Origin of the sequence: Sinorhizobium sp. 7-81 (genome assembly GCF_030124405.1) — a bacterium.
GTDB classification, from domain to species: Bacteria; Pseudomonadota; Alphaproteobacteria; order Rhizobiales; family Rhizobiaceae; genus Sinorhizobium; species Sinorhizobium psoraleae.
The window spans coordinates 1-26,610 of the sequence record NZ_JASKLT010000030.1 but is presented as its reverse complement, the minus strand read 5'-3'; the positions used below and the strand labels follow the sequence as shown (position 1 = coordinate 26,610).

Annotated in this window: 18 protein-coding genes and 3 pseudogenes; 6 read left to right on the top strand and 15 right to left on the bottom strand. The window is 56.7% G+C overall.

The window, feature by feature from the left end; genetic code table 11:
* Positions 1-580 precede the first annotated feature (580 nt).
* The 3 genes from QN224_RS32345 to QN224_RS32335 all read left to right on the top strand — a co-directional run bounded on the left by QN224_RS32345 (position 581) and on the right by QN224_RS32335 (position 4,066).
* Entirely contained in the window at positions 581-1,138 is a 558-nt protein-coding gene (locus QN224_RS32345) for a flavin reductase family protein (protein WP_283979999.1), read from the top strand.
* Positions 1,139-1,650: 512 nt separating this feature from the next.
* Positions 1,651-2,676 carry an IS110 family transposase gene (locus QN224_RS32340; protein ID WP_283979998.1) on the top strand — a complete coding sequence of 342 codons (1,026 nt, stop codon included), beginning with the start codon at positions 1,651-1,653 and terminating at the stop codon, positions 2,674-2,676.
* A gap of 361 nt (positions 2,677-3,037) precedes the next feature.
* Positions 3,038-4,066 (top strand): IS110 family transposase, encoded by a 1,029-nt coding sequence (locus tag QN224_RS32335; RefSeq protein ID WP_283980000.1) that lies wholly within the window; start codon positions 3,038-3,040, stop codon positions 4,064-4,066.
* A gap of 478 nt (positions 4,067-4,544) precedes the next feature.
* On the opposite strand, the pseudogene QN224_RS32330 reads toward QN224_RS32335, so the two are convergent.
* The 13 genes and pseudogenes from QN224_RS32330 to QN224_RS32270 all read right to left on the bottom strand — a co-directional run.
* Positions 4,545-5,267, bottom strand: a pseudogene (locus QN224_RS32330) (response regulator); the annotation flags it as partial.
* Positions 5,268-5,466: 199 nt separating this feature from the next.
* The gene (gene virB11 / locus QN224_RS32325) at positions 5,467-6,507 is read right to left on the bottom strand and encodes a P-type DNA transfer ATPase VirB11 (protein ID WP_283979997.1); all 1,041 of its coding nucleotides are present in this window, start codon (positions 6,505-6,507) and stop codon (positions 5,467-5,469) included.
* Positions 6,508-6,536: 29 nt separating this feature from the next.
* The gene (gene virB10, locus QN224_RS32320) at positions 6,537-7,679 is read right to left on the bottom strand and encodes a type IV secretion system protein VirB10 (protein ID WP_283979996.1); all 1,143 of its coding nucleotides are present in this window, start codon (positions 7,677-7,679) and stop codon (positions 6,537-6,539) included.
* Positions 7,676-8,557, bottom strand: a complete 882-nt coding sequence (virB9, locus tag QN224_RS32315; RefSeq protein WP_283979995.1) for a P-type conjugative transfer protein VirB9 — start codon at positions 8,555-8,557, stop codon at positions 7,676-7,678. Before virB9 ends, virB10 begins: the two co-directional genes overlap by 4 nt.
* Positions 8,554-9,267: a type IV secretion system protein VirB8 gene (locus QN224_RS32310; protein WP_283979994.1), complete on the bottom strand. Its 714-nt coding sequence runs from the start codon at positions 9,265-9,267 to the stop codon at positions 8,554-8,556. Before QN224_RS32310 ends, virB9 begins: the two co-directional genes overlap by 4 nt.
* On the bottom strand, positions 9,254-9,415 hold the full coding sequence (locus tag QN224_RS32305; protein ID WP_283979993.1) for a type IV secretion system lipoprotein VirB7: 162 nt from the start codon (positions 9,413-9,415) through the stop codon (positions 9,254-9,256). Before QN224_RS32305 ends, QN224_RS32310 begins: the two co-directional genes overlap by 14 nt.
* Positions 9,416-9,450: 35 nt before the next feature.
* Positions 9,451-10,338 carry a type IV secretion system protein gene (locus QN224_RS32300; protein WP_283979992.1) on the bottom strand — a complete coding sequence of 296 codons (888 nt, stop codon included), beginning with the start codon at positions 10,336-10,338 and terminating at the stop codon, positions 9,451-9,453.
* A 76-nt stretch (positions 10,339-10,414) separates the two neighbouring features.
* Positions 10,415-11,101, bottom strand: coding sequence for a type IV secretion system protein VirB5 (locus QN224_RS32295; RefSeq protein ID WP_283979991.1), 687 nt, complete (start codon positions 11,099-11,101; stop codon positions 10,415-10,417).
* A 14-nt stretch (positions 11,102-11,115) separates the two neighbouring features.
* Complete coding sequence (locus QN224_RS32290) at positions 11,116-13,485, bottom strand: VirB4 family type IV secretion/conjugal transfer ATPase (protein WP_283979990.1); 2,370 nt, start codon at positions 13,483-13,485, stop codon at positions 11,116-11,118.
* Entirely contained in the window at positions 13,485-13,811 is a 327-nt protein-coding gene (locus QN224_RS32285) for a type IV secretion system protein VirB3 (protein WP_283979989.1), read from the bottom strand. The genes QN224_RS32290 and QN224_RS32285 overlap by 1 nt, the downstream gene beginning before the upstream one ends.
* A complete protein-coding gene (virB2, locus tag QN224_RS32280) occupies positions 13,811-14,173 on the bottom strand; it encodes a pilin major subunit VirB2 (protein ID WP_283979988.1) in 363 nt (120 codons plus the stop codon). Before virB2 ends, QN224_RS32285 begins: the two co-directional genes overlap by 1 nt.
* A 17-nt stretch (positions 14,174-14,190) precedes the next feature.
* The gene (locus QN224_RS32275) at positions 14,191-14,898 is read right to left on the bottom strand and encodes a type IV secretion system lytic transglycosylase VirB1 (RefSeq protein WP_283979987.1); all 708 of its coding nucleotides are present in this window, start codon (positions 14,896-14,898) and stop codon (positions 14,191-14,193) included.
* 496 nt (positions 14,899-15,394) lie between these two features.
* Positions 15,395-15,735: pseudogene (locus tag QN224_RS32270) on the bottom strand (IS110 family transposase); the annotation flags it as partial.
* A gap of 145 nt (positions 15,736-15,880) precedes the next feature.
* On the opposite strand from QN224_RS32270, the pseudogene QN224_RS32265 reads away from it, so the two are divergent.
* A pseudogene (locus tag QN224_RS32265) lies at positions 15,881-16,463 on the top strand (IS5 family transposase); the annotation flags it as partial.
* Between the two features lie 110 nt (positions 16,464-16,573).
* Here QN224_RS32265 and QN224_RS32260 read toward each other — a convergent pair.
* Positions 16,574-17,062 (bottom strand): DUF192 domain-containing protein, encoded by a 489-nt coding sequence (locus tag QN224_RS32260; protein ID WP_283979986.1) that lies wholly within the window; start codon positions 17,060-17,062, stop codon positions 16,574-16,576.
* Between the two features lie 737 nt (positions 17,063-17,799).
* A complete protein-coding gene (locus QN224_RS32255) occupies positions 17,800-20,022 on the bottom strand; it encodes a two-component system VirA-like sensor kinase (RefSeq protein ID WP_283979985.1) in 2,223 nt (740 codons plus the stop codon).
* A 3,165-nt stretch (positions 20,023-23,187) separates the two neighbouring features.
* On the opposite strand from QN224_RS32255, the gene virD4 reads away from it, so the two are divergent.
* Together virD4 and QN224_RS32245 are read left to right on the top strand one after the other, a co-directional pair.
* Positions 23,188-24,969 carry a type IV secretion system ATPase VirD4 gene (gene virD4 / locus QN224_RS32250; RefSeq protein WP_283979984.1) on the top strand — a complete coding sequence of 594 codons (1,782 nt, stop codon included), beginning with the start codon at positions 23,188-23,190 and terminating at the stop codon, positions 24,967-24,969.
* Positions 24,970-25,257: 288 nt separating this feature from the next.
* Complete coding sequence (locus tag QN224_RS32245) at positions 25,258-25,689, top strand: helix-turn-helix transcriptional regulator (protein ID WP_283979983.1); 432 nt, start codon at positions 25,258-25,260, stop codon at positions 25,687-25,689.
* Positions 25,690-26,610 lie beyond the last annotated feature (921 nt).

Genomic DNA, 26,610 nt, shown 5'->3' with positions numbered 1-26,610 from the left:
ACCAGAGGCTCCGTAAGCTTCTGGCGGAAAAACTGCGCACGGAAAATGCCGACCTGCGCAAGAGACTCGGGCTGGATGAATAGGAGATCCGCAGCTCGCAAAAGCAACTGCTTGAAGGGCACCGCTGGACATCCACGCGGCCGATGGTTGCCATGCAAACAACCAATTTCTGCAATCTTGCCGACTGAGGCATAAACAACATCACCTTCACATGCGCCGAGCGGCCGCTGTTTTCGACCGCCTGATGGAGACAAAAGAAGGTCAGGATAGGGAGAACATTTTGCAATCGGTATATCGAAGACCTGCAGGTTACCCGCAGCGGGAACGCCGATCCCCTCTACCCTGGTAACAGTTGCCCCTGGACGACTGGACCTTCGCCCATTCGCCTCTACGCCAACTGGCACGCTTGAGCGAACGACAACCCGACGGGTGAACGCCGCAGGGTTTTATCGAGGGTCGCATTTCGAAGACAGATCCTGGTCGAGCGCTCGACGGGGCAGCCTGGAATAGAGCGAAAAGGCTTTTGGAGCCAAACTACAGCTGATACGAGTACAGCGAGCCTCAACAAAGGAGCGACGGTATGTCAGACCAGCCTTCCGTACGCACGTTCGATTTCAAGGGAATTACCAACGATGGCCCGGACTATCAGGTGAACTCCGATAGTCTGAAGTGTGCATTGCGCAGGCTGGGCGCCGGTGTCAGTGTCATAACCACAGGGGAGGGCGAAGACCGTACCGGAGCAACTGTTACTTCGGCGACAGCCCTCTCAATCGTGCCGCCGTGCATGCTTGTTTCCCTCAATCGTTCCTCCTCGACATGGCGCGCCGTTGCGCGATTCGGCCATTTTTGCGTGAACATCCTGGGCCACGCCCACGAGATGCTCGCGGACCAGTTTGCCGGCCGAGGCGGGCTGATGGGCGCGGAACGTTACCACGGTGCTGAATGGACGCAACTCATCAGCGGCGCGCCGGTCCTTGAGGATGCGGCGGCGGCCATCGACTGCGAGGTTGAGGAGGCCATAGAGCGGCACAGCCATGTGATTGTGCTCGGCCGGGTCGTCGGCATTAGTATCGGCAACGACGGTTCATTGGTTTATCGCGACGGCCGGTATTTTGCAGTCAGCGGGGTAGTGCGATAGACAGAGAGCGGACGGGCCTGTTGTCTGCCCCTGGCGGCCAAGTTCAAATGTCCGCACGAGCATGAAGCAGAATTTCACTTAGTGTCTGCCGCGCGGCATGGCGATCAGCCCCGGTCTGATCGGCTGGTCCGGGTTGCAAGGACGGATCCAGGCGGTCGATCAGTCATCGATCGGCTTTTAGCTCGACAGCCAGACCAGCGAGCGTTCTCAAACCGCCGCCTGGAAGATTGGTTGCCGAGAGATCGGCACGAAGTCAGCCAGAACGCTCGGCCACTTGTCATAAAAAGTGAAAAATGCGGCGGGCGGTTTCGCGATCACGGCTGCAGAGACTTCGACGGCTCTTCCCTTGTGTGACAATGCGATGCTGCGAGCAGAAGCCGTCCACATGGGGTAATCGCGGGAGCGAGTCGCCCTGAAAAACAATCAAGCTTTGGAAGGTGGCTGTTCCCCGGTAGATGGAAATACGGGCTCACGACTGGATGCCGGGCCCAAGCATCAAATGGAGAACAGCCATGGAAGAATATATCGGTCTCGACGTATCGATGAAAGAGACCGCAGTGTCGATCCGGCGTGAAGGCAAACGGATTTGGCGTGGAAAATGCGCTTCCGATCCGAAGATCATTGCGGAGCTTATCCGTAGGCGAGCCCCAGCCGTAAAACGTGTGGTGTTTGAGACCGGTCCGCTTTCGGTGTGGTTCTATCATGCGCTGTGCGCCGAAGGAGTGCCGGCGATCTGCATTGATGCGCGTCATGCCAAAGCGGCTCTCGATATGGCACCTAACAAAACCGATGCGAATGATGCCGATGGCCTGGCGCATCTTGCCGAGGTGGGCTTCTTTCGAGAGGTACGCGTCAAGGGCTTTGACAGCATGCTGACCCGTACGCTGGTCGCTGCACGCACTCGGCTGGTTCGCATCACCGTCGAACTTTCCAACCAGATCCGCGGCGTCATGAAAACCTTCGGTCTTGTTGTTCCGGCCGGAAAGGGAAGTATGTTCGAGCGGAACGTGCGGAGCCTTCTTGTCGATCACGAGCAGCTTGCTGCTATCATTTTGCCGCTTCTGGATGCCTGGCGCAGTGTCCGGATCCGTGCCGCTGACCTCGGACGTCAACTCATCAGGGATGCACGCGAGAGCCAGGCCTGCTGCCTTCTCATGTCTGTCCCCGGCGTAGGCGCGATCACCGCAACGTCCTTCGTCACCGCCGTTGAAGAGCCCGACAACTTCAGGAAGTCCCGGAATGTCGGGGCCTGGATCGGGCTAACGACCCGTCGGCATCAATCTGGAGAAGTCGATTATGACGGGCACATATCCCGGCGTGGCGACAATCACTTGCGAGGACTTCTCTACGAGGCCGCATCCGTCATCTTGGCCCGCAGCAAGAAACAGAGCGCACTACGAACATGGGGTCTGCAACTCCGGGAGAGGCTCGGCTTCAAACGAGCCGCCGTCGCCGTCGCGCGCAAACTGGCCGTGATCATGCATGCGATGCTCAAGACCGGTGAGTTCTTCGATCCGAATGCAGGAGCCGCGGCATGAAAGCTGATGGATAGCGTTCAGTATCTGAGCGCCTGAGACGTCCCTGCCGGGACGTAGGCTGAGCCATTCCGTTGATGGGATTGCACCGCTGACCCAGCCGAGTGCGTCGTCCACATTGAAGGCTCTTCCACGATGCCCATGATGCGGCGGCCTCTGCCGACCGCGAAGACAACCCTGTAACCCGGCACACGCGTCTCATACAAAGATACTTGACCCCACGGCTGCGATTAGATGGGATATTCGGCTTTGCGTCTCAGCGTTGACCATTGTGGATTGCGGTGCTGCGCTTCTGGCTGATGGTAAAACGAGGTCTTCTTTCAACAGCCTCAACATCAAAGGGAGAAGCGCAGCATGAAACACTATTGTGCCACTGGATGTGTCAGTGAAAGAGACCGCGGTCTGCATTGTTGATGAGACAGGCAAGATTTGCCGGGAGACGAAAGTTGCCACTCACCCTGAGGATTTGATCTCGGTGATCAAGGACCCGAAGTGGCAGATTGAGCGGATCGGTCTTGAAGCCGGGCCACTGTCGCAATGGCTCTATGAAGGACTTGCCAACGCAGGATTGCCGGTGATCTGCATTGAGACCAGGCATGCCAAGGCATTTTTGAAAGCCCAACCGAATAAGACGGACCGCAACGATGCGCGTGGAATAGCCCAGATGATGCGCGTCAATCTCTACCGGCCTGTGCATGTGAAGACACTGACGAGCCAGAAGCACCGGGCATTGCTGACCGCGCGCAAACTCTTGCAGGAAAAAGCCATCGCCATCGCGAATGACATTCGCGGATTGTTGCGCAACTTCGGTCTGAAAGTCGGATTGGCCGGCAAGGTCAAATTCGAGGAGCGGATCAATAAGCTGGTCGAAGACAGGCCTGATCTACACGAAATCATGCAGCCATTGTTGGCTGCACGCAAACTGCTGCGCGACGAGTTCACCAAGCTGCACAAGAAGGTTTTGGATTTGGTCCGCGAGGATGAAGTTTGTCGCCGGTTGACGACGATCCCTGGTGTCGGCCCCGTTGTCGCTCTCACCTATACGGCAACCATCGATATTCCTGGCCGGTTTGCACATTCAAAGGCGGTCGGTTCTGTGCTCGGGCTGACGCCGAAACTGAACGAGTCTGGTGAAAGCAAACGGGTCGGGCGAGTATCCTGTTGCGGTGACGCGATGATGCGATCCCTGCTGTACGAAGCAGCGCAAGTCCTGCTTGTAAACGTTAAGAAATGGTCGTGGCTAAAAGCCTGGGCGATGAATATCGCCAGACGCCGCGGGAGGCAAAAGGCGGTTGTAGCGTTGGCCCGACGGCTTGCTGTGATCATGCATCGCATGTGGAGTGACGGAACCGAATTCTGCTGGACACGGGAGAGCTTGCCTGTTGCTGCGTAATTAGCAACCAAGGTGACAAGAACCTAAGGAGACAAGAAGACTCCGCCGCCGGTGGAAAGATGTCCTTCGCAGGACGATGGATGGGGTGAGTTCGCGTGGTTGTCTTGGTCCGGTCGTTTACGCGATCAGGTCGCCGATTAGATTGTTCCGCCTCATTCTTCTGGTCCCATAATGGGAGGGCCGCATAGGCCGAGCCCGGAGAGAAGCGCGATACTGCGAAGACATCAATCGCCATAGCTACGGACAGTCAGAAGGTGCTTGACCTCACCACGCCGAATAGAGAAGACAACCCATCAGGTCACCTGCGACTACCCCCATTGCCCTCGCTGAGAGCAGTATGATGTTCACCGTCCGTATGCCCTCAGCTTGTCTCGCGGGACGGTCCATTCTTGCGCTGCCCCGCGAGATGCGCGACCTCTCCCAGGGCAACGGCATCGGCGGCGCTGGCAGGACCTCGACGACTGCTAAAGGCTGAGCAGGCGGCCCATGTACCCCCATAGCTAATTTCCACGTCAGCGTCGAAGAAATAGCCCGCACCGCGGGATGTTTTAATCAGACACGGGTTAGCCGGGTCAGCTTCCAGCTTTCGGCGCAAGCGCAAGATGAACACATCAACGCTTCGGTCATATACCTCTTCTCCACGCACTCGGCTCGCAAACAGAAGCTGTTCTCTGGATAAGACGTCGCGTGGCTTTTCCAGGAAGGCCAGTAGAAGATTGAACTCACCGGACGTCAGCTTGACCTCGCCGCTCTGTTCAGAGATCAGTCGACGCTGCTTTAGACTGAGCGTCCAACCGGCGAAATGAAACGAACGTCGATCTTTTGTCCGTGGACTCGTCGGCCGGTCGCGTAACGCGACACGAATGCGCGCTAAAAATTCTCGCATTCCAAAGGGCTTTGCAATGAAGTCAGTTGCTCCAAGCTCCAGTGCAACAACTTTTTCAGCCTCCTCGAGACGATCACCGCTGATGGTAATTATCGGAACATCGGACTTTGTTGTCAGATTGCGGACGATTTCAAGTCCATCCTCGCGGCCCAGATTAAGATCAACAACGACGAGGTCGACCGGCTCACACGTGAGCACGCGATTGAACTGCCAACTATCGGTTACTGCGGTTACCTTAAATGCGTGTATCGTAAGGTACTCAACAATGAGATGCCGCATCGCGACATCGTCATCGATGACAAGAACATGTTTCAACGGCTCACCTTTCGAACTGGGATCACGCTGCCTGTTGAAGCAGCTGATCGGACCTGTACATGCACGAGCTGCGGCACACCAATCCATTCGACGAATGTGAGACCTTCGCCGAATGGATGGGTGGCACAAAAATGCGATCCGAAGACTTTTGGGCGTCAGCCTTTAGTCACTGAACGACAGCTCAAGAATGATGGCGGCCCTAATGCTGGTTGAGAAGATCAGCCACTGTCTCACCGCGCCTGCGCGCGTCGGCTGCGAGCCAAATCTCGCCTACCTCATAGACGTCACCACAGGTACGGAACGGCACAATCACATCGATCGCGGCCGCCAGCATATCGATCAGCGTACGGTCTTCAAGCGCAGCTCCTTGCGAGCTGCTCTTGATCAGCGAAAAGAGCTTTTTGAAACCTTGAACCGGATCGGCACCATGTATAGTGGAGATCGATCCTGGATGGCCGGAAACGACTTCGCTGAGATAAGCCCAAGCGGCATCGTCGCGCATCTCGCCGAGCAGTATTCGATCCGGGCGCATGCGGAGGCTGGCTTGTAAAAGCTGTTCTGCGGTCACCGCGCCTAAACCTGTGCCATCCTTTGAATAGAGTAGCCTGACATGGTTCTCATGCGGAATTACGAGTTCGAGCGTGTCTTCGATGGTGATCAGCCTTTCCTGCGGCGGGATGGCGCTGATCAATGTCTTGCTCATCGTCGTCTTGCCGCTACCTGTGGCCCCACAGAGCAGCATTGTGAGTCGAGTAGTCACGCATGCGTGCAGAAATCCTTCCAGATCGCCGCCGTCGTAATGCTGGAGAATCTCTTCGTCGTGCTGAGCTTGACGCTGCTTACGCGAGCGCCATTGATTCCATCGCGAAGCATCATACCGAGATGTGACTTCTTTGAGCTCCGAAACACGGGCGCCGGGGCGCCGAATTGTCAGGCTGACCGTGCCCGAGGGCACCGCGGGCGGTAAACAGATTTGCAGCCGCTCTCCATTTGGCAGTTCGGTGGCGCAGAGGGGGTTTCGTGGTCCAACATCTTGCTTCCGTGACGCTCCCGCCAGGATCGCGATATCTTCGAGATCATCATAGGTAAGAGGTAGAGGATATTTCGTAAAGACGCCGGCCTGGCGGACGAAAACCTCCCCGGGTCTATTGATTGCGACCTCTTCGGTCCGCGGCTCCTCAAGCCAGCTCAAAACCGGTTTGAGGAGGAAACGCAATTGAGAATCCGCCTCCGTTAGCATTCAGGTCTCCGATTTTCGTTGTCGTTAAACTATCTCGGCGAGGGTTGCCGATTTCGCCCTCTCGTTGTCCCAGTGGCCGTCCGAAGCTCGTATACATCTGAGAAATCGAGGTCCCGTGCGACGAATATGGATACCGTATCCCCCTGATTTTTCTTCAGAGTGGGAGGAATGTTGATCGTTGCGCTTAGCGCGGTGTTGGCGATCTGTCCGCTATTGCCCTGAAAGCTGTTGATGCTAGTGCCCTCACCTGAGCTGCCAGCATAACCACTAGCTGCCTGGAACGCACCCTGGACGACGCTCAAGAGCATTGCCCCTCCGAAACGTTGCCAGAAGTGATTGTCGACCGTGCCAGGCAGCCCTGAGCGGCCGAGTTCGTCAGCACCTGGTGACGCAAGCGACACCAGCGCATGGTTCGGCGTCTCAGCGCGATTCCAGATCACGAAGACCCGTGCATCCCCTTGTTGTAAGCCACGCTGGATTTCGCCAACCACGGTCGTGCCCCGATCCAAGAGCACAACGTTGCCCGTTGCCCCACGGACGTCCTCGGGCAGCACGCATTTTACATAACCCGCTAGATTGGTATCGATCGCCGTTTGCAAAATGCAGTGAATAGTCGTTCCTTGCGTGATCATGAAGTCAGGGTTCGGCAAGAGTGTAGCCCGGCTTGCCTGCAGCACAGCCGGCTTCATCCTCGTTTGAAGATCATTTTCGACTGAACGTCCGCGCGTAAGCGAGGAGTTTTCTTGCTCTTCGTCTTCGTTTTCGTGGCCAAACTTCGTCCGTGGCACGGGCTTGCTGATGCTTTGGTCGCCGCTGCTATACGCAAAGATCGGTGTTTTCTCAGGCGGCGGGTCATCGCGTTGAGGCTGGCTTGTGGCTGGCGCGGGAGCTGTCGGCTGCACAGGCTCCTGGTTTTCCGAAGGATCAGGAGCTATATCCATAGGCGCCGGACGAAACGGCTCGGTGTCTGTGAGAATCGTTGTTGGGGGCGGAGAAGCCCCGTCGCTAGCCTTTGAACGTCCACCGAGCCAGATGAGGCCCAGCGATAGCGCCAGAACTAAGCCTGCAACCATTAACTTCTGCGATCCCGAAAGACGCCGAGGATGTGGGTCCGAGACCACGGATCCGGACGCATCCACATCGTGAGAAGATTGTGGATTAACGTCACTCATTGCCTAGGCTCCTTTAGAACGCGCCAAACATCGGGTCTGCTCGTCCCCGTGCCCGGGTTTCGTCCAATGGGATCGAAGGCGCTATTCCAGATGCATAATACTGTATCGCCATCCCTCAGTCGCCAACCACGAGCAACCGAGGAAACCTCGACGTACTCTCCCTTGACCGAATAATTGGCAGTGGCCTCCTCACCGTCTGGATTGATCCTATAGATAGATGGTATGCGTACATTGCCGGGGAAGCGGAATACAGTGGTGACGCCGTTGTCAAAAACCTCCAAGGGCATCAGCGAACGGTCCCCCTGGGCGACATAATGCCAATTGTTAGGGCCGGGACTGCCGGTTGCGGCCGGCTGATCGAATAATTCCCTAGCCCTCTGTTGATATTGCGCTTCCGCTCGAAGCCGGTAGGCTAGGGACCTCTGTTCCGCTTGCTTCCTGCGCGCAGCAGCCTCATCGACAGGATAGCCGAATTGCACGCTGTAGTAGAGGTCAGGCTGCTCTTTGTCGAGCCGAGACATGGACTTGGTGGAGATACTGAAAACATATCGTCGCATACCTGCGTCGCTTACGGTCAGCACGATGACCGGCTGTGGCGGGAGAACGTGGCTTGCCTTGAAGAAGAGATAGTTGCCGCGCGGAAGGGCTGCGAGGTCGTTGCTGTTGGAAACGGCGACCGCTGTGACGGTCTCGTTGGCCCCGAATGTCACAACCATTGTTGCTCCGACAGCGGTAGACAGGCGCACTACCTGATCCGGGTTGTAGGCCAGATAGCGCATGCGAGGATCTAGTTTGCCGGCCGTGGGAGTGTCCTCCGCACGCGCGCCCACCATAGCAAAAAGCAAACAGGCCAGTGAGAGAAGTGTTCTTTTCGTCATGGCTCGTTGCGCCCCACGTTCGAAACAGTGTCTTCCGAGGTTTGATAGGAGGTAACAAGCAATCCCCCCGGATTGGTCAGCCTCGATCGGCCGGGCAGGCTTGTCACCTTTTCGTAGCGAACCGTTGCAGTCCAAGTACTCGCCACCGGCATTTGCCCCTCCAGAACGAGCGTGCGCTTGTAGCGAATCTGTTGAACGCCCGGAGTGATGTCGTTTGAGGAGATGTGCTCGACCTCTAGCCTACCGCGCTTACCAATTGCGACTTGCGGTGAATCAGGATTGGGGTAGTTGAAGAAGTCTTGGTAGTCTTGCCGCACGGCCGGAGCACTGAAACTCGATACGAGATCATAGGCATATTGAGCAGTGTCCGCCGTATAGCTCTCGCGCAGGCGGACATACTGCCAGAGGGAGGCATTGACAACCGCCTGCTCTTGCGTGGCGGGCAGCCGAGAGACGGACACTTCGCTGTCAACTGTACCGTCGGGGCGTATCCAAAGATACACAGGCACAAGCTTGATCAACGGAACCATGGTGGCGATAGTGAAAGCCTGTGCCACATTTCCAAGACCAGCGACTGCTGCAACCGCTACCAGAACCTTGGAGAGACGCCGCGCAGATTTCGCACGTGCAGTTTGAAAGGCTTCCACTTCCTTATAATGAGTAGCCAATGCCTTCTTCTCGACCAGGAGAGCATATTCAGGGCCTTTCATCAAGTTCTCCCGAAGCCTGAAGATCAGTTGGAGTCGGTTGCCAGTGCCCAACGTTTAGCGGGAAAATCGGACCCCCGCAGGCCGCCAGCTTGTCGGTTGTCTGGCAGGCGGCTAGAGTAAGGATTAGAAACAACAGACAATACTTCATGCAAACCTTCCAATTTGAGCGATCCTAGTGAGATCCTACCCACGTGGTAACTTGGCTAGATGCCGATTCAGGCTGCTGCCAGGTTGGTATGTTCCTGCCACATAGGCCCCTCCAATATTGCCGGCGATCACCGGAAGCGCGACGATCAGAGCGTCACCGGCGAGAAAGAACATATCGAGTTCATATAGCCCGATAATCTTGGCTGCGGTCGTCCCCGCGCCAGAAATCACCCTGAGCATTATTGCAAGGGCGGCCGCTTCCGTTGCGATGACGAGAGACGTCACGATGTTCAGCAAGAGGAGAAGTATCCCGTAGGTGAGGAGTTGAGCGAGCCATTTAACAGCCATGTCTCGCGTGCGATCAAAGAGATAGCCTACAAGAATGAGTGGGCCGATCGCCAAGAGCACCTTCGTGAGAATTCCAGCGGCATCGTAGATCGCGAACGCAGCCCAAAGCGCGCCGTAAAATACCCACTGTGCGCCTTGAAAGGCGAGAATGTCCTGGCCATTCATTGGCCCAATTTCGGAGGCTACCTTTTGGAAGTAAAATTGGGTTAGCGCGAACATGATGTCGAGCTTTTTGGGGATATCAATGAACGGAATGTGACTGCCACTGACCTGGTGAATGAAAGCTGGGATCGTGTCCTCAAAGAGTGACACGACATAGTTATGATAGTTCGCCTGGCCGATCACAAGGGAGACAACAAGTGACACCGTGATGACCCTCGTAATGCCACCACGAGTGTCGATTTCACCACGCATCACAAGAATGCCTTGAACTATTATCCAAAGCGTTACACACGCCACAAGAGGCGCACTGACCGCAGTCTGGATTTTTTCCAGCACTGTGTTCATTCCGATCTTAAAGGCCTGATCAAAGATCGTATGAATAGCCGTAAACGGCGCAAGAATCCTGAAATTCATCGCTCCAACCTTGACTTGCTTCTCTTCGCCGAAGGTAGACGAATAGAGGTTCCCACCGAGCGGCAGAACTCACAGATTATGGCACTGCGCCAAAGATAGCCGCGGTTGCCTGGCGTTCCCGCCGCTGTGTCGTTGCCTCCTCTGCTTCTTGAAGGCGTGCCTGCGCGGTCGTCATCGTCAACAAGCTAGTAGCCTGGGTGTTTTGGATAATCGCATCGTGGATCTGCTTGAGAAGTAGTCCGTTAGTGACGGTAGCCTGCATAATATTCCCTGAACGCGAAAGCTGATTTAAGGTGGCGGCGTTTTGCTTCAGGCGCTGGTCCATAGCATCCAGATTATCGGCTGCAGCTGCTGCTGCATTCGACGAACCTGCAATATGCTCGCGCAAGAGAGCCCCTTCCGCGTCGCTACCCCACACCACTTTGTTTTGGGCATCCGATGCTATCGCGCGCGCCGTGGCGGATGCTGGCGCCTCAGCAGCAAACATCTGCTTTTCTAGCTGATTGGTGGTCGGATAGCGGTTCGGTTGGTTGAGCGAGCTTAATAGGCCGGTGACGCCAAAGGACGTCGTGAACATCTGCACCATTTGGATTGTCTGTTCGAGTATTGCGATCGTCTGTATAAGGTTCTCTGCAGTGCTTAACGCCGTTGCAGTCGTCTGGATTTCCGTTGCGGGATCGCTGACGATGAGCTGCGCCCGGGTCGGCCCCGGTAGAGTGATGCAAATGGCAAGCGCCGTTGCCGTGAGTTGTGCAAGTTTCATAGGCACTTTCTCCGTCAGTCTTGTACTTCATGATAGCGAGCTATGAATTTGTCGAGCCAGGCAGAAGGGTCCTCTCCATACGTCTCACGTAGCTGATCGGCAAATCGCACGGTATTGGCCCGCCCCGAGAGCACGGCGACATATTCGCGCATCTCCCGAAGATCGAACTCGCAGACAACGCTCCCGCTCTCGCGCTTAAGCAAAAACTTGCGGGTGCCGACGGCCATATCCTCGCGGATTGCCTGAAATTCTCGTTCGGTACATTTCAGCCCGTCGATGTATGCCGTTCGGTCCGCTGTAGGTGATGGGTAAATGATTTTTGTCATGCATTGTGCAACGAGGCTTGCTCCGAGTGGCGATTCCAGGACGTGCTCAGGTTGCTGTGTTGCGAGTATGAGCATGCCGTTGTTCTTGCGAACCGTGAGCAAGAATTTATCGACGACTGCGGAGAACTGCGGGTTCAGTAGATAGAATCGAAACTCGTCGCAGCTCATGACAAAGCGCCGACCATCCACGACAGCACCCACTCGGTGCAGTAGATACGCAGCGGCCGGCGCACAGACCTCCTCGTACTCCAGAAGTTGCGTCATATCGAAGCCGGTGATTGATCTATCGAGCGTTACTTCGTCCACATCGCCATCAAAGGCCCAACCGAGCGCATTTCCTCTGCACCAACGCTGTAGTCGCGCTCCTGCGCCCTCGGATGGGCCATGCAACAAGAATTCTCGCAGTCCTGCGAGTGAACGCATGTCCGGCTCATACGAAAGCTGTCGAACAATACCACGCTCCAACCGGCGATTCTCCTCCGGCGAGATACCTCCGCGTCCGTCGCTTTCAATCAGCGCCACGATCCATTCGCGCAGAAAGTCCCGGGACGCCGATGTATTGGCCAGGCCTCGCAGAGGTGCCAAGCCGCTCGGCATCCCTCTGCGTAGAGTGAGATATGTCCCTCCCGTTGCACGTACCAACAGCTCACCGCCACGGTCCTTGTCGAAAAAGACGATCGCGCCATCGCGATAAGCCATGCTCTGCTCGAGCATCGCTAGGATGAAGGTCATGAGCGTCGTCTTGCCTGTCCCGATAGGTCCGAATATTGCGGTCATCCCAACGTCGTTCTCATGGGGGACATAATCAAAAGGCGTCCCACCGTTGGTGCGAAAACGCGCAACTGCATTACCCCAATGGCCGGTAACAGTGCCGCCCGGAAAATTGTCGAATGAGACCAGGCCGGCGAAATTGCGCGACGTGACCGCCCCGGGACGCGTGCGCCACTTGTTGTTGCCCGGAAGTTGCGACCAGTAAGCCGCCTCCATGCCAATACTTTCTTGGACCGCGACAGCCCCTGCATCGGTCAATCGCGCGCGGGCCCGCGCAGCGCGGTCGGCAAGGCCATTGAGATCATCGGCATAGACGCAAAGGCTTAAGTGGTGCGAGCCCATAACAAATTCGTTGCTTGCCAGTGCGTCCTCTGCCTCGGTGAGTTTATCGATCTGGGTGATAGCCTTGTCGCCGGAACTTATCATTTGACTGGACTTGAGGCTGAGATTGGCATGAGCCTGTGCACGAGTTAGGAAGGAGAAACTTTGGCTCAAAACAAGCGGGAAGTCTGTGGATAGTAGCGTATTTAGCATGCCTGGCCGCGTCTTTGCCGGATACTCGCGAAATGAAAAGATTGACCCCACGTAACTATCGTGTGGCGCCCGAATCTCTAGTGCCCGCTTGCCACAGATGACCCGGTCGGTATAGATCGAAGCGCCGAGGGAGCCGCTGACGAGGGGAACCGGTGTGAAACGACAAGTCATGATCATGCGGAGTGCTTCGCCGATCTCAGAGAAAAGCACGTCATCCTTCTCCCGAATGCCGAGCCGGCGGAGACCATATGCGTCGAGGGCGCCAGCAAGCACGTGCCAAAGATCTTCCAGATTTCGCATCTGGCTTGCCAAGTCGATTTCTTTTCTTTTGTAGAATCTGGTGAATCGGCTTCCTAATTTGCCAAGCGTTGCGCGGGGGAAGACGATCAATGTTAGGAAGTGATCGTTGCGGAAGAGTTTCCCGGAGAGCACGCGCTGCTCAAAAGCTTTGCTCAGTTTGGTAGCGAAAGCGCTGCGGAACTGCCGCCCTGGCGGCGACGGCACATCGGTATGCCGTACGAGATGGGCGTATATAGACACATTGTCATCGGCAATGTTGCGTAAGAGGGTATTAAACGTGCGGCAGCGTGCATTGCGGATTTCGACATCTTCCAGTTCAAAGGGCAAACCTTTGACATGTGCCATGGTCATGATCGATCCATCCTCTAGAAGTACAACCTCGTTGCTGAGGTGCCCAATGTAGGGTAGATAGATCTCCCCGGACCTCTCGGTCTTGCCACTTGTGCCGAGCATTACACCATTCCTCTTCCTCGAGCCGGCACCATGATCGGGTTTGGGCTGACGCTCGCCCCGCCCCAGACTTGGCCGTCGACGCTTCTGCCGGCAGTCTGCAGAAAAAGTAAGACTACGCTCGCTGCGTTATAGTCACGCTCTACGACGATCCGCGCTCCGACCCAGAGTGGCACAAGTATAACTTCGTAAAGAGGGTTCTGGAGGATGACGATCAGAAAGCCGGCTAACATCATGAATAATCCAGCGAGAGCCAGCGGTACACCGAAAAACAATGCGGGTCGTGTCGCCGCCACGTAAAGGGTGCTTTCTTCCAGACGGGCACTCATCAGCCGCCCCCGATGAGCGTTTTGCCAAGGAAGCTGGCCCCGAACATGATAACGATACCCCCAACGACGCCGGCGACGAGACCGAGTGAAGCACGACCGAACATCCATGATATGCCGATGGCGACGATGCCGAGAACAGCGAGCGACTGTCCAAACGGACCCAGGATGAACGTGCATATGTTGTTGACCATTGCGGCGGGGTCGGCGGCTCCTGCCACTTGTGCGACGGCTGGCCCCGAGGAGAAAAAGCTCCATCCGGCCGCCCCTCCAGCGGCGGGTGCATAGGTAACAGCCATGCGCATCACCGCGCCCAGCAGGGAAAAGCGCCTCAACTGCACGCCGAATTTTTCAAGGAATATCATCACTACACCTCTGTCGTTCAATCGAATATGAGTTGATTGTCGTCCGTGGATTCGCCGACTTTCGGCCTCTGCTGCGTGGGAGAACTTGATGAATCGACTGCCGAACGGTGCCGCTCATGCGAGCCCCAAACGTCCCATGCGTCTTGCCGGATCGCCTTTTCACCGTCTTTCTCCGGCAGCTCGAGCAGCGGCGGCACCATCTTTCGAGCGGCAAGCTCAACCTTCCGCACATATCCGTTCGCAAAGCCGCGCGTCAGATCTCCAGTATTGTAGGCGGAGATTGCCTGACGAAGCGCCAGTTGCTCTGCTGCGGTAGTGTTGCCGCCGGCGTAGCGGCTTTCAAGCAAGTGCCCTGCAGCCGAAAGTGAGAAACAGGGCTGGAACGCCTTATCGGGCGTGAGACCCAGCAGAGAAAAATTGTTGGAGTTGATTTGCATAAGCCCGACGTCGAGCGAATGTCGCGCTTTGAGGCGCTCCTTGACGCTCTGCGTTGCTTCAGCTGGATCTTTCCAGTGGAGGGTTTCGCCGGTGGTATTGTCATGCGCCGCAAGCGGATCAAAGTTGCTTTCAACGGTGGCAATTGCCGCAAGCGTAGATGGAGCAACCCAAGGCGCGCATTCGCTAGCGAGATCGTTGAACTCACGCAGGGAGAGTGGTGCGGCCTTGGTTGAGAAACATATGGAGATCGAGAAGACGATCGACACGGGCCAAGCTGTGTTTAACATTCCCTATCACCTCCCATCGCACTCACTCGGCCTTAAAGAATCAGCGTCATCTGGCGTTCGCCAATATCGGAACGGACTGTTACTCTAGGATTTCTAAGTTCCCTCTTTTTGTTTCATTTGAAGCAAATGACGTTTCTGCCTAGCTTAAGACAGCATCGACGCGCTGACATCGAGCGCGAGTTTGCTTCGCCCTCCGCAAAAAGCCCTGGTTCTGCGCATTCGCAGCCTCTGAACGACGATCGCGCCCCCTTTCATGGCGACGCTGACTACCACTAGGCTCAACGACGCCGATCCAGGCTTGGCTCGGCAACGCGCCGCTCGGCCGTCGGCAACCACGGGTGCGCCATTGCTTGTTTCTTCAATCGCATAGCATGGCCCTTCCTTCCCATTTCCACTGCCCTTGACCATGGAACGGCTTTGGGTGGAGCCGGCTGCCGGACGCAGCGTTTGTGTGTATAGTGCCCGATCTTCAAGAGCATAGCCGTAGCTTGCTGGCCGACGGCTTGAGCGGCACGAAACCCATCGACGGTCGGCCTACAGCTTCACATATCGCCTCAGCGTCTGCCGCGCCATTCTTTGCTCTTTTGACATAGGGTTCACGTAGGCAGGTTGGATCAACCGAGCTTCATGTCCGAGAGCCTTGATCTCTCTTGCCCAGTAATGAGCGCCGCCGCACGCCTCCAATCCAACGACACACGCCGGGATCGTCTTGAAGAACTTCAAAACCTCAGCGCGTCGAAGCTGCCTGCGAAGGATTGTCGTCCCTTCGTTGTCTACTCCATGCAATTGAAAGACTTGTTTGGCCGTGTCGAGGCCAATGGTCGTGATCAAAGTCATGATAATGCTCCGCGCTTTTCGCCGAACTACATGCTCGGCCCGGCATTTCAGGATAGGGTGGGGAGCAGAGCCGTTCCACAACATCAAATCAGTTGATGCCTTATTCATAGGTCACCGTGTTCTGCACGGGGACGCTGCGATGACGGTGAAGCGATACGAACTGCATGAGGTGCAATGGTCGCGGATCGCGCCGCCCTTGCTACCAGGGAAGGCCGGCGATCCGGGCCGGACGGGTAGCGACAATCGATCGTCCGTGAACGGGTGTTTGTGGGTTCTGCGTTTTCAGGTGCGCACTGGCGCGACCTTCCCGAGCGTCACGGCAAGTGGAAGACGGTGCACCGCCGATTCAGCCGCTGGTGCCATGCCGGCGTGTGGGAGCGGGCCTTCGATGCACTGACATCTGACCGAGACAATCAGCACCTGATGATCGACAGCACTATCGTCCGCGCCCATCAACAGGCGGCGAGTGGAAAGGGCGGCCAAGGATCAGGCCCTGGGGCAGACGTGGACTGACCATCAAGATTCATCTGCTGGTCGATGCGCTCGGACGTCCCCTGCGCTTCATCGTGACAGCCGGTCAGGTCGTCGACATCACGCAGGCTCCTGCTCTTCTCGACGGCCAGGAAGGTCAGGCTGTGCTTGCCGACAAAGCCTATGACAGCAATGCTTTGCGTGCGACGATCCAGGGTCAGATTCTTCGTGCCTATCGAAGCGATCGTCGCTACCGCTCCGATATTCATAAACATCTCGCCGCCTCGCAGGCGATCCGGGTCGCGTTCAGCAGGTACAACAATTACGAAAGAGCACCAACGGCGTCAGCTCCACCAGATGGCAGCCCCTAAAGACGCTGCAGCCTGTGACTGACGACTGTGTCAATGAGCGGGTGGCGGAGCCGCGCGCCGAGCTGGATCCCAGCCCGCTGTGCGGTACCAGCCTTAAGCTCCAACACAAAATGCGCGGCAACTGTCGGAGCAATGGGTGTGGTTGAGGACGGTTGGCCTTCTTCAATCGCACGTACTTTTCCATCCTCGCCGACGAAGAGGAGATCGAGCGGCATAGGTGTGTTCTCCATCCAGAAGCCGCGCGGTTGGCTGTCGTCAAAGACGAAGAGCATGCCATGATCGTCCGCCATCGTCGTGCGGAACATCAGTCCGCGCCGCCATTCTGCAGGCTCGTCCGCCACCTCTATCGAGAAGCGCTGCTCCCCCCATTCGGTCTCGACCACTAGAGCCGCGGCATCGGACGGTAGGAGTAGGGGGTCTCCGGCCAAGATCGCTCGAGCGTTCATGGTAAAGGCCGCCAGCACGACGAGTTTCAGGAAGGACATTGGCATAATTCCGCACAAGGTAAGCAGGGCAAGCATGAGGTGATGCGAGTGACGGGCAGATCAGCATAGGGGTCGGGCCGCCGTGCTCAAGAGAATAATTTGTCGCAAGTGCTGATGCACGGGCAGGCACATGACAAGCAACACGGCGCGAAGATGACGCCGGTGCAGGCTTGGCGGCCGAGTGGTTTACATCCCCACGGTGCCGCACTGTGACGAAGCGGCGAGCGTCGATCCAGAGCGCTGACGCTCGGCATGACTGGCGCCGCCCCGCCGATGACGGCGGTGCTGGTCTCCCGCGCCCACCTGGTGCGCGTCGGCGGGCTAGGTATACCCTCCATTCCGCATTCAGCAGCAGATTCTTTTGCGGTTCTGGCAACATCACGCCCTGATTAACGTGCGAAATGCGCGCGCCATGGTCCTGGATGACATTGGCTTTTGCAGCAAAACGATAGGGGCCCGCAGTTGGCACGTTATGGTTAGCTTCCCCGATGATGATGACGGGCACTGTCCTTAGGGACGCGTGCACGGCGGCGGCACATTGTGACCCAGGAAAAGACGAGCGGTCCGCGACGATGAGATCGGCCCTTCTTCCCCTCGAAATCCAGTCGCAAAGACGCTTGAATGTCTTGAAGCCGACTGGTTCATACCCCAGGGCGGCAATTCTGTCCTCATACATCTCCAGCGTCGCCGTATCGGGCTCCACTACGGCGATGATCTCTCCGTTGCCAAGTGGTGTATTACAAGGAACAAAAAAGACTATCAGGGCTGACCGGCTTCTTCTGGGAAGGCGGCAGATAGATGTCGAAGCGAGTACCGCGTCCAATAGTCGAGCTAACGTCAATGTATCCTGCAAGCGCGCTCACATGGTCGCGCACTGCAGCGAGACCGAGCCCCGTTCCACCGATGCGAGAACGCGTGGTAAAGAAGGGCTCAAAGATATGTGGTAGTACGGCTTCAGGAATACCTTCGCCGGTGTCTCCGACGGAAAGGAGGACATAGTCCCCGGGAGGAAGATCGCCATAAGCAAGTATCTTCGATTGAGAGACAACAGCCCGAGAGACGCTTACATCAATGCGGCCTTCATTCGAGAAAGCCTCCGAGGCGTTCTTGCAGAGATTCATCAGGATCTGCTGAATCTCGAGTGGGCTCCCTTCGATCACCGTTTGCTTTTCGTCAATGTTGAAATTCAACTCCACATCCGCGCGCCGCGCTACGCGCAGCAACGGAGCTAGATCCATCACTACCTCGGAGACATTGAAGGGCTTGATCATACGTTCGCGTTTTCGATTGAGTGCCAAGATCTGATTGATGATCAGCCCCGCTCTGTCGCCTGCAGAGATGATTTGCTCGATATAACCCCGAGTTCTTGAAGAGCGACGCAGAAGACCGTGGGCCATCTCGGCGTAGCCGAGGATAGCCCCTAGGATATTGTTGAATTCATGCGCGATACCACCGGCGAGGGTGCCGACGGCTTTCAGCCGTTCCGCATGCTCCAACCGCCTCTCTAGAAGGTTGCATTCCGTCTGCCGACGTCGAAGATCGAGGTAATTGCAGACACGGCCAGTCGCGTACTCAAGAAGTTGGATCTCACTAGAAGAGAACCGTAGACTGTTCCGCTCAAGGAAAAGGCAACAAACTGCGATGAGCTGATCCGAGACCTTGAAGACAAGCAACTGACAAACCTCGGGAGTCCCTTTAGCAACGCAGCCAACTTTTTGCGTGGGAATGATGCGAAACACTGGCCTGCGCTCCTCTGTCAGGACAAGAGAAGCGAATTCAAGTAGCCAAGCCTCATTCCAGATGGGGGCAGGAGTGTTGGCAGCGAAACACTCGGCGACACGCCCCGCACTGATGTCAACAAGTGCCAGCGCACACTGATCAGCATTGAAAAAGCGCTGGACAACTTTCAGTGCTGCTTGGGTGGAAGCGGTTAGCGAACCCTTCGTTGCTGAACCATCTTCGAAGCAAGACCCAATCTCCCTAGTCGCTGCTTGAAATTCCAAGCGCCTTGCCAACCGATCCGTCTGCCCACGTAGCCTAGAAACTAAAGCGATTATCCAGAAGCAAAGGCATATGGAAACTGAACCTAGGAAAACGCGTGTCCGCCGCTCGCTCACAATGACCAAGCCGTACCCTTTCAGATATTCACGCTCCAGTTTCGCAGCTTTGTCGATGGTGTCGGATGACGCTATCCTGTTTACAGCGTCATTCACCTGCGGCAGCAAGGACAGGATAACCTGGCCATTGCGCACAACCGAATTTTCAATGGCATCTTGGCCCGTAGCCGCCTCAAGGCGGTCGAGATCTCGATCGATGCGCGATGCAAGGCTAGAGCTCGGCCTCAGCGAAAACCATAAAATTAGGTTGCCTAGTTCGACGGGCCGCACAGCACCAGTGCCTTCGGTTTCCGACGGCAATTTCGCAAGCAGACTCAGCGATTGCGCGAAGCTGGTAAGGGAACGTTGCAAGATCAAGTTTTGTGCGCCCACAGCTCCAACGGCCGCGCTAGTCCTTTCGACCGAAGCCCTTACCTCCTTTAGCAGGCGGGAGAGGTCACTGGCGTTCTCAAGAGGCACCTTTTCGAACCGTGTCTCCAGGTCGATCAGGCTCTGCCGCAGAGCCCGTATCGTTGTGAGTAGAACCTGGTAATCCCACGGCGTGCCGGCACGGGCGCGGAAGACGTCACGTTGCAATAACGCACAATTGGTCCGAATTGCCCCCAGTTCACTTAGGATCGCCTGGTTGGCATGGTCATCCTGCCCGCGCGTTATCGCCAGGACTGCAAACAACAAAGTCACGATCACCAATACTACGACAACGTTGGCCCTGAGCCTCTTCTTCTCGCAGGGATAAAGCGGACAACCAGCTGCGTTTGTCTGCCTCTCCGAGCGCCGAGATTCGAACATCAACTCGGTTTCGATCCGGCGGGTGAGCCCCCATTGCTGAGTCAGGAAAACCACTTAGGCCCCCCTTCCGCCACAGCGTTATCGGATCGAAGGTTACATGTTCGGCTGGCACGATGGAAAATTGTTCGACCTATTGGGACCTCGGACGAGTTGTTAACAGCCACAAGTAGCACCTTGTTCGGGGCGGATGTTCGGCGCTGGAAATAGCACGTCTGTTTTGGTGATATCGGGGCACCTCTCGGGTTCCAACCAGAGGTGCCTGACTGCAATAACGAGCCTTTACTCCCAAAGCCGTGATTACTATTAAGGTGAATCGCTAGTTGAAACTCAACGCCCCCAGTTCGAGCGTTCTCTGCTTCTGGAGGAAGACGCCAGTTCGGCTCGTGCGTCATTGTCGGCCCTGTGGAGGCGCTCCGCGGTGGGACGCATCTCCCACAGCTGCTCTCGAGAAATAGGCCCCTGCTGTCCTGCGTGCCCATGAGCTTGAGCCTGGGCCTCCTCTATCCTCCCGTCCAAATTTGAATGCGAGGCCTCTGCCCCATATCGAAATGCGGACGGCGCAAGAGGCTCGTCGCCAGGAAATGTACTGACACTCTGCAGACGCTCGACTGGCAATAGCGCCTGTTGCTCTGCGTTCAAGTGGTGGTATCCCTTTAGAAGGGCACGGGCAGCGTTGTTCTCGGTGACCCCGTCTGCCCAATGTGTGACTAGATCGACCGCACGATCAATAAGACGACTTCTGTTTGCACTGTCTAGATCACCTAGGTAGCCTCCTACCTTGGCGAGCGCCAGGGCTTGATCTCTTGGGGCCTCGATGTTCAGTATGCGGTCGACGGCGGCTGTTTTTCTCTCAGGAGTTTGAAATTTAAATGTTGGCGCGAGCACGGGAGCTACGGCCTGTGCGAACACCCGATCTGGCAGGCCTTGATCCGGCGCGACTTGAGCCAGAGCCCTGTCGTGCACCGCCCTCGCTGAGCTGCCGAGCCGGTTGATCCGCTGGTGAAACGCCCCAAGGGGGCTTGCCTGAACCGCCTCTCGCGCGGATCGGCTCGTGAGTTCAAAGTTCGCGAGGTTATTTGCCGTTTCAGCTGTATCGTGGGTGGGTAGGCGGCTTGCCACCTCGGCCAGTAGGTCGTTTGGAAAATGAGTGTTTCGTTCGGCACCGCCGCCATCTCGGGATGAATTGCCAGCTGTTCGTGCCCGCTGTCTTTCGCGATCCATTAGTCAGACTCCGACGTTTGTTCTACAGCTCCGAAGCTAACATCGGAGAGTGACCTGCTAAACCGATATCGGGCTACATTTGTTGCTCTGATGGGCTTCAGCCCAAGCCGAGCTTGCTTAAGCATGGTCCTCAATGCAAACGAGCCTTTACTGACGAATAACGGTACACTGATAACCTGACTCGCCAATGAGCTCATCGCCCCCAGTTTCGTTCTCTGCTTCTGGAGGAAGATGCCAGTTCCGCCCGTGCGTCATTGTCCGCTCTGTTGAGGTTCTCCGCGGTCGCTCGCATACCTCTCAGTTGGCTTCGAGAGATGGGTCCCTGCTCTCCTGCGTGCCCATGAGCTTGGGCCTGAGCCTCGTCGATCCTCCTGTCCAAATTTGGAAGCGGCGCCTGTGCCGCGTGTCGAGACGCTGACGCTGCAAGCGGCTCGTCACCGGGAAGCGTGCTGACACTCTGCAAGTAGTCGACTGGTAATTGCGATTGCTGCGCCGCGCTCAAGTGGTGATATCCCTTCAAAACGGCGCGGGCAGCATTGTGCCGGGTAACCATGTCTGCCGGTTGGGTGGTTAATTGGACCGCTCGGTTAATAAGACGACTTCTGTTTGCACTGTCTAGGTCACCCAAGTGGTCTCCTATCTTGGCGAGCGCCATGGCTTGATCTCTTGGGGCCTCGATATTCAGTATGCGGTCGACGGCGTCTGTTTTTCTCTCAGGAGTTTGAAATTTAAATGTTGGCGCGAGCACGGGAGCTACGGCCTGTGCGAACACCCGGTCTGGTAGGCCTTGGTCCGGCGCGACTTGAGCCAGGGCCCTGTCGTGCAACGCTCGCGCTGAGCTGCCGAGCCGGTTGATCCGCTGGTGAAACGTCCCAACGGGGCTTGCCTGAACCGCCTCTCGCGCGGATCGGCTCGTGAGTTCAAAGTTCGCGAGGTTATTTGCCGTTTCAGCTGTGTCGTGGGTGGGTAGGCGGCTTGCGACCTCGGCCAATAGGTCATTTGGGAAGTGAGTGTTTCGTTCCGCACCGCCGCCATCTCGGGATGAACTTCCAGCTGTACGTGCCCGCTGTCTATCGCGATCCATGGATTACACTCCGACGTTGTTTCTACAGCTTCAAGCTAACAGCGAACCGTGACCTACCAAATCGATATCGCGTTACAATTGTAATTCTACCAAGGCTTCAAATCCAAGCATCGGCTCAAGAGCGTTGTGTACCGTTCTCGCCGCAACATGCACCCGTGATAGCCTTAGCACGGGCGTCTCTGTGGTCCTAGCGCCCCCCGGGGCTGCTGAGGGTATGCCGTACATTCCTTGGCAGTTGCAGCGCGGGTGATCGGTCGGTGATGGAAGGCAACTCTGGCCGGCCAAATCTCCGGGGATGCCGCGCCGAGCCGATCGCTTCTACCGCCATTACCGCCATCGGCTCGGTGGGGACTCAAACTGTCAGCTCTCCATACTTCCGACCAGCTTGGATAGGATGACGATCTAGGAGCTAGATAAACAGCAACAGGCCGAAAACACTTCGTCGAAGCCGAGCGAGGTCAACGTGATTGGATTCGGCAGGCAGCTCGAGCTGACAGTTATCGTTTTGTTGAGCTCGTGTGAGCCGCCCGGGTGTCGGCCAGCGCATAGTCGAAGCCCTTACGCTTCGTCGTATGAGGTGCGACGAAGATCTCGCAGCTGATGTCCGATGGCCGTTGCAGCAGAGCGATCGCACAGCCAGCACACGATCCCAGGAGTGCTGGCGTGTTGCCTGAGCCGCCTCGTCATTCCCTTTCGTTACAAACTTATTTCATGTTGGTTGGACATGTAACAACAATGTATCTCTTTTTTGTTGATCATAATTCCTCCGACCCGTAGCGTTTGGCCTTGCTCCCCGCATGTCGGGCACATCCCGCATCTCTGCACTTCAACACGAGGGGCAAGGCTGGATGAATGGCGACTTTGCGTGATGATGGCTCGATGCCTTGGACCCGCTCGGCCGATACGGTGGAACAATGACTTCAGGAAAAACTACACTCTCAAGCATAACCATCAGCATCGTGTGCTCACTGGCGGCAGGTTTCTGTGCGGCAAGTCTGTACGCAACATTCCGTCATGGATTTAACGGTGAAGCGATGATGACAATCGACCTTCTCGCTTTCTGGTACGAGACGCCCTTCTATTTGGGCTATACAAGCCCTGTCTTCTATCGTGGCTTAGCTGTCATTGTCTCAACGTCCGGGCTTGTTCTGCTAATTCAGCAGGCAGTGTCCCCACACGATCGCGAACATCACGGCACGGCACGCTGGGCTCGCTTCCACGAGATGCGGCGCGCGGGTTATCTGCAGCGGTACAGTCGCATTAACGGCCCGGTTTTTGGAAAGACGAGTGGCCCTTCCCGGTCTGGCTATTACTTGACAAACGGCGACCAGCCTCACAGCCTCGTTGTTGCGCCGACCCGCGCTGGCAAGGGAGTAGGCATCGTCATTCCAACGCTACTTACGTTCAAAGGGTCAGTGATAGCTCTCGACGTTAAGGGGGAGCTTTTTGAACTCACCTCGAGAGCACGCAAAGCCTTGGGCGACGGTGTATTTAAATTCGCTCCGCTAGACCCAGAGCGACGGACGCATTGCTATAATCCTGTGTTAGATATCGTAGCGCTGCCCCCAGATCGGCAGTTCACCGAGGCGCGTCGTCTCGCCGCCAATCTCATTACGGCCAAGGGCAAAGGCGCAGAAGGTTTCATCAATGGCGCGCGAGATCTTTTTGTTGCCGGCATTCTTGCCTGCGTCGAGCGAGGCACGCCAACAATCGGTGCTGTTTACGACCTCTTTGCTCAACCGGGTGAGAAATATAAGCTTCTTGCACGGCTTGCGGAGGAGACTCAGAACAAAGAGGCTCAGCGGATCTTCGACGACATGGCGAGCAACGACACGAAAATCCTAACGTCATACACTTCAGTGCTGGGCGACGGCGGGCTCAACTTATGGGCGGATCCGCTAATCAAGGCAGCGACGAGCCGATCCGATTTCTCGATCTACGATCTGCGCCGACGAAGAACTTGCGTTTACCTTTGCGTCAGCCCAAACGATCTTGAGGTGCTCGCGCCGCTGATGCGCCTACTGTTTCAGCAGATCGTATCAGTTCTACAACGCTCGCTGCCTCGCAAGGAAGAAAAGAACGAGGTGCTATTCCTACTCGATGAATTCAAGCACTTGGGCAAGCTGGAGACGATTGAGACAGCGATTACGACCATAGCGGGATATAAGGGTCGCTTTATGTTCATTATCCAGAGTCTTTCGGCACTGACGGGAGCATACGACGAGGCCGGCAAGGAGAACTTTCTTAGCAATACTGGCCTGCAGGTCTTCATGGCCACGGCGGATGATGAGACGCCGACTTACATTTCGGATGCTATCGGTGAGTATACTTTTCAATCACGTTCCGTTTCTTATGGCGGCGGACGAGCTTTCGATCGCAATATTCAGATATCAGCTCAAGGAGCACCCCTTCTGCGGCCGGAACAGGTGCGCCTTCTCAACGACGAATGCCAGATCGTCCTCATCAAGGGTCAGCCACCACTGCAACTGCGAAAGGTCCGGTATTATTCCGATCGCATACTGAAACGCATTTACGAAAGCCAGACAGGCAGCCTTCCGGAGCCCTCACGCGTGATAATGGCAAAAGAGCATCACAGTCTGGAGGAGATGGCCCCACCTGCAACAGGATCCGACCGTATGGACTCGGAAAATCCGGAAAGAAACCCGCACCTCGGGCAACCGAGTTTGGACGCCTGAAGCGTCCGAGACCATGACCAACACCTCGATTGGGAGGAGTCGACTGAGGCAACGTCTCATGGATGCAATTCGCAGCGGAAGCTCTCGGCAGCACGCGACAGAGCCGCCCCCCTGATCCGCAATCCGCATATGCTGCAGGTAACGCAAGGTTGTGAGACCGGAGAGGCCTGGATCGCGTTGCTGACTTCCAATTGAGCTACGTCAAACCAGTATCTCGACGTATGTGGTACCCATAGATCGACTATCGAGGACTCAGTGGCCTAACCATACCGCAATGAGGAGACAAGTGTGCTTAGTGCTAAGCCTGAAAAAAAGAAACGGAAGCCCGACGCTGTGGATGTCCAGGTCGGCTGTCGAATCCGCCAGGGACGTGTACGGCAGAACATGTCGCAAGCGGCTCTGGGCAAGGCCATCGGGGTAACGTTTCAGCAGGTCCAAAAATACGAAAATGGCTCGAACCGGGTCGGTGCGAGCCGGCTCAAGCAGATATCCGTGGCTCTGGACGTGCAGCCCGGCTACTTTTTTGAGGGGATCTCTGACGAATTCCAGGCGAGCGGCCGGTGCGCCGCAAATCAGGCTGATCTTCCGCCAGAAGTGATCGAATTCGCGGCAAGCGAGGAAGGGATCGAGCTCATCAGGGCCTTTTCCCGTGTCGGCGACTTTGGCGTACGATCACGACTCGTAATGCTCGTCAAATCTCTGGGGCAACAAGGCCGGTAATTTATAAACTCGCCGGCCTCTGGTGAGGGGAGTGGTTTCTAAGCTCAGGTACGGACCGCGGGGGGCCACCACCGTTTAACAAGCGGATTCCTCCCCCAACGGCGCCGCTCGCCGCCATCCGCCAGCCCGTCATCTCGGCGAGCCCTTCGCCACCGTGCCGACGACCCTTTCGCCGATTTTCGGCCGTCCCCGTCCGTGAGGAACACATGGTGGCTCTCCGACGCCCGGTCGACGCCAACATAACAGTGTCTTTGATCAGTCATGCCTTCTCCCCGTTTGAGCCTACGAGCCGCCGCGATCTTAGCCGATCGCCGATCCCTGTACTCGCGCTCGACGGCCAATCCGACGGGGCACGCGACCCCCCAGGTGCTCGAAGCACAGGGGCGATGGGTAGCTCCCGACGAATCGTCTCGGTTCGGGAAGGCTAGGGCAATTCGCGCCGTCGCCCGTGGTGCAGGGAAGTTCCGCCATGCATCACGTCGCCACACGGCGAGCATCCAAGAACCGCATGAGAAGGTTACAGGGCAGGCGTTGGCAATCTGAAACTCCCGCGACGGTCCTTCAACCGGCCCAGCCTTCGTGCGCCCGACTGAGGTCGGTGAACCTTATCGATCGTGACAACGCGCGTGATCAGGGCGGCTGAGGCAGCGGCCCACAACTGACGCACCTGGTTCCCGAGTGTCCCCGAGCAGCGGAAGTTCCGAGCGCGAGCACCCGTCTTTGCCAGCGCTGGGCCCCGCAGACGCCCCCTCGTTCAAGAGCTGCGTATGCCCGCGGCTTCACGAGCCGGGCACGGCAGCCCTCATTGCAGGCTTAGAGCCTCACAGCGTCCTTCGTGCGTCCTGAAGTGCGGTCGGCGCCGTCGGTGAAGACGTTGCTGGTCAGCAGCTTCCTGCGCGATACCTTGATGAACGTTGGCGT

Excerpts from the sequence above, each read along its gene's own strand:
- virD4 (WP_283979984.1), top strand. The coding sequence starts at position 23,188 with ATGACTTCAGGAAAAACTACACTCTCAAGCATAACCATCAGCATCGTG.
- QN224_RS32275 (WP_283979987.1), bottom strand. The coding sequence starts at position 14,898 with ATGTTAAACACAGCTTGGCCCGTGTCGATCGTCTTCTCGATCTCCATA.
- virB11 (WP_283979997.1), bottom strand. The coding sequence starts at position 6,507 with ATGCTAACGGAGGCGGATTCTCAATTGCGTTTCCTCCTCAAACCGGTT.
- virB9 (WP_283979995.1), bottom strand. The coding sequence starts at position 8,557 with ATGACGAAAAGAACACTTCTCTCACTGGCCTGTTTGCTTTTTGCTATG.
- QN224_RS32290 (WP_283979990.1), bottom strand. The coding sequence starts at position 13,485 with ATGCTCGGCACAAGTGGCAAGACCGAGAGGTCCGGGGAGATCTATCTA.
- virB10 (WP_283979996.1), bottom strand. The coding sequence starts at position 7,679 with ATGAGTGACGTTAATCCACAATCTTCTCACGATGTGGATGCGTCCGGA.
- QN224_RS32300 (WP_283979992.1), bottom strand. The coding sequence starts at position 10,338 with ATGAATTTCAGGATTCTTGCGCCGTTTACGGCTATTCATACGATCTTT.
- QN224_RS32310 (WP_283979994.1), bottom strand. The coding sequence starts at position 9,267 with ATGAAAGGCCCTGAATATGCTCTCCTGGTCGAGAAGAAGGCATTGGCT.
- QN224_RS32260 (WP_283979986.1), bottom strand. The coding sequence starts at position 17,062 with ATGTCCTTCCTGAAACTCGTCGTGCTGGCGGCCTTTACCATGAACGCT.
- QN224_RS32285 (WP_283979989.1), bottom strand. The coding sequence starts at position 13,811 with ATGAGTGCCCGTCTGGAAGAAAGCACCCTTTACGTGGCGGCGACACGA.
- QN224_RS32340 (WP_283979998.1), top strand. The coding sequence starts at position 1,651 with ATGGAAGAATATATCGGTCTCGACGTATCGATGAAAGAGACCGCAGTG.
- QN224_RS32305 (WP_283979993.1), bottom strand. The coding sequence starts at position 9,415 with ATGAAGTATTGTCTGTTGTTTCTAATCCTTACTCTAGCCGCCTGCCAG.
- virB2 (WP_283979988.1), bottom strand. The coding sequence starts at position 14,173 with ATGATATTCCTTGAAAAATTCGGCGTGCAGTTGAGGCGCTTTTCCCTG.
- QN224_RS32295 (WP_283979991.1), bottom strand. The coding sequence starts at position 11,101 with ATGAAACTTGCACAACTCACGGCAACGGCGCTTGCCATTTGCATCACT.
- QN224_RS32345 (WP_283979999.1), top strand. The coding sequence starts at position 581 with ATGTCAGACCAGCCTTCCGTACGCACGTTCGATTTCAAGGGAATTACC.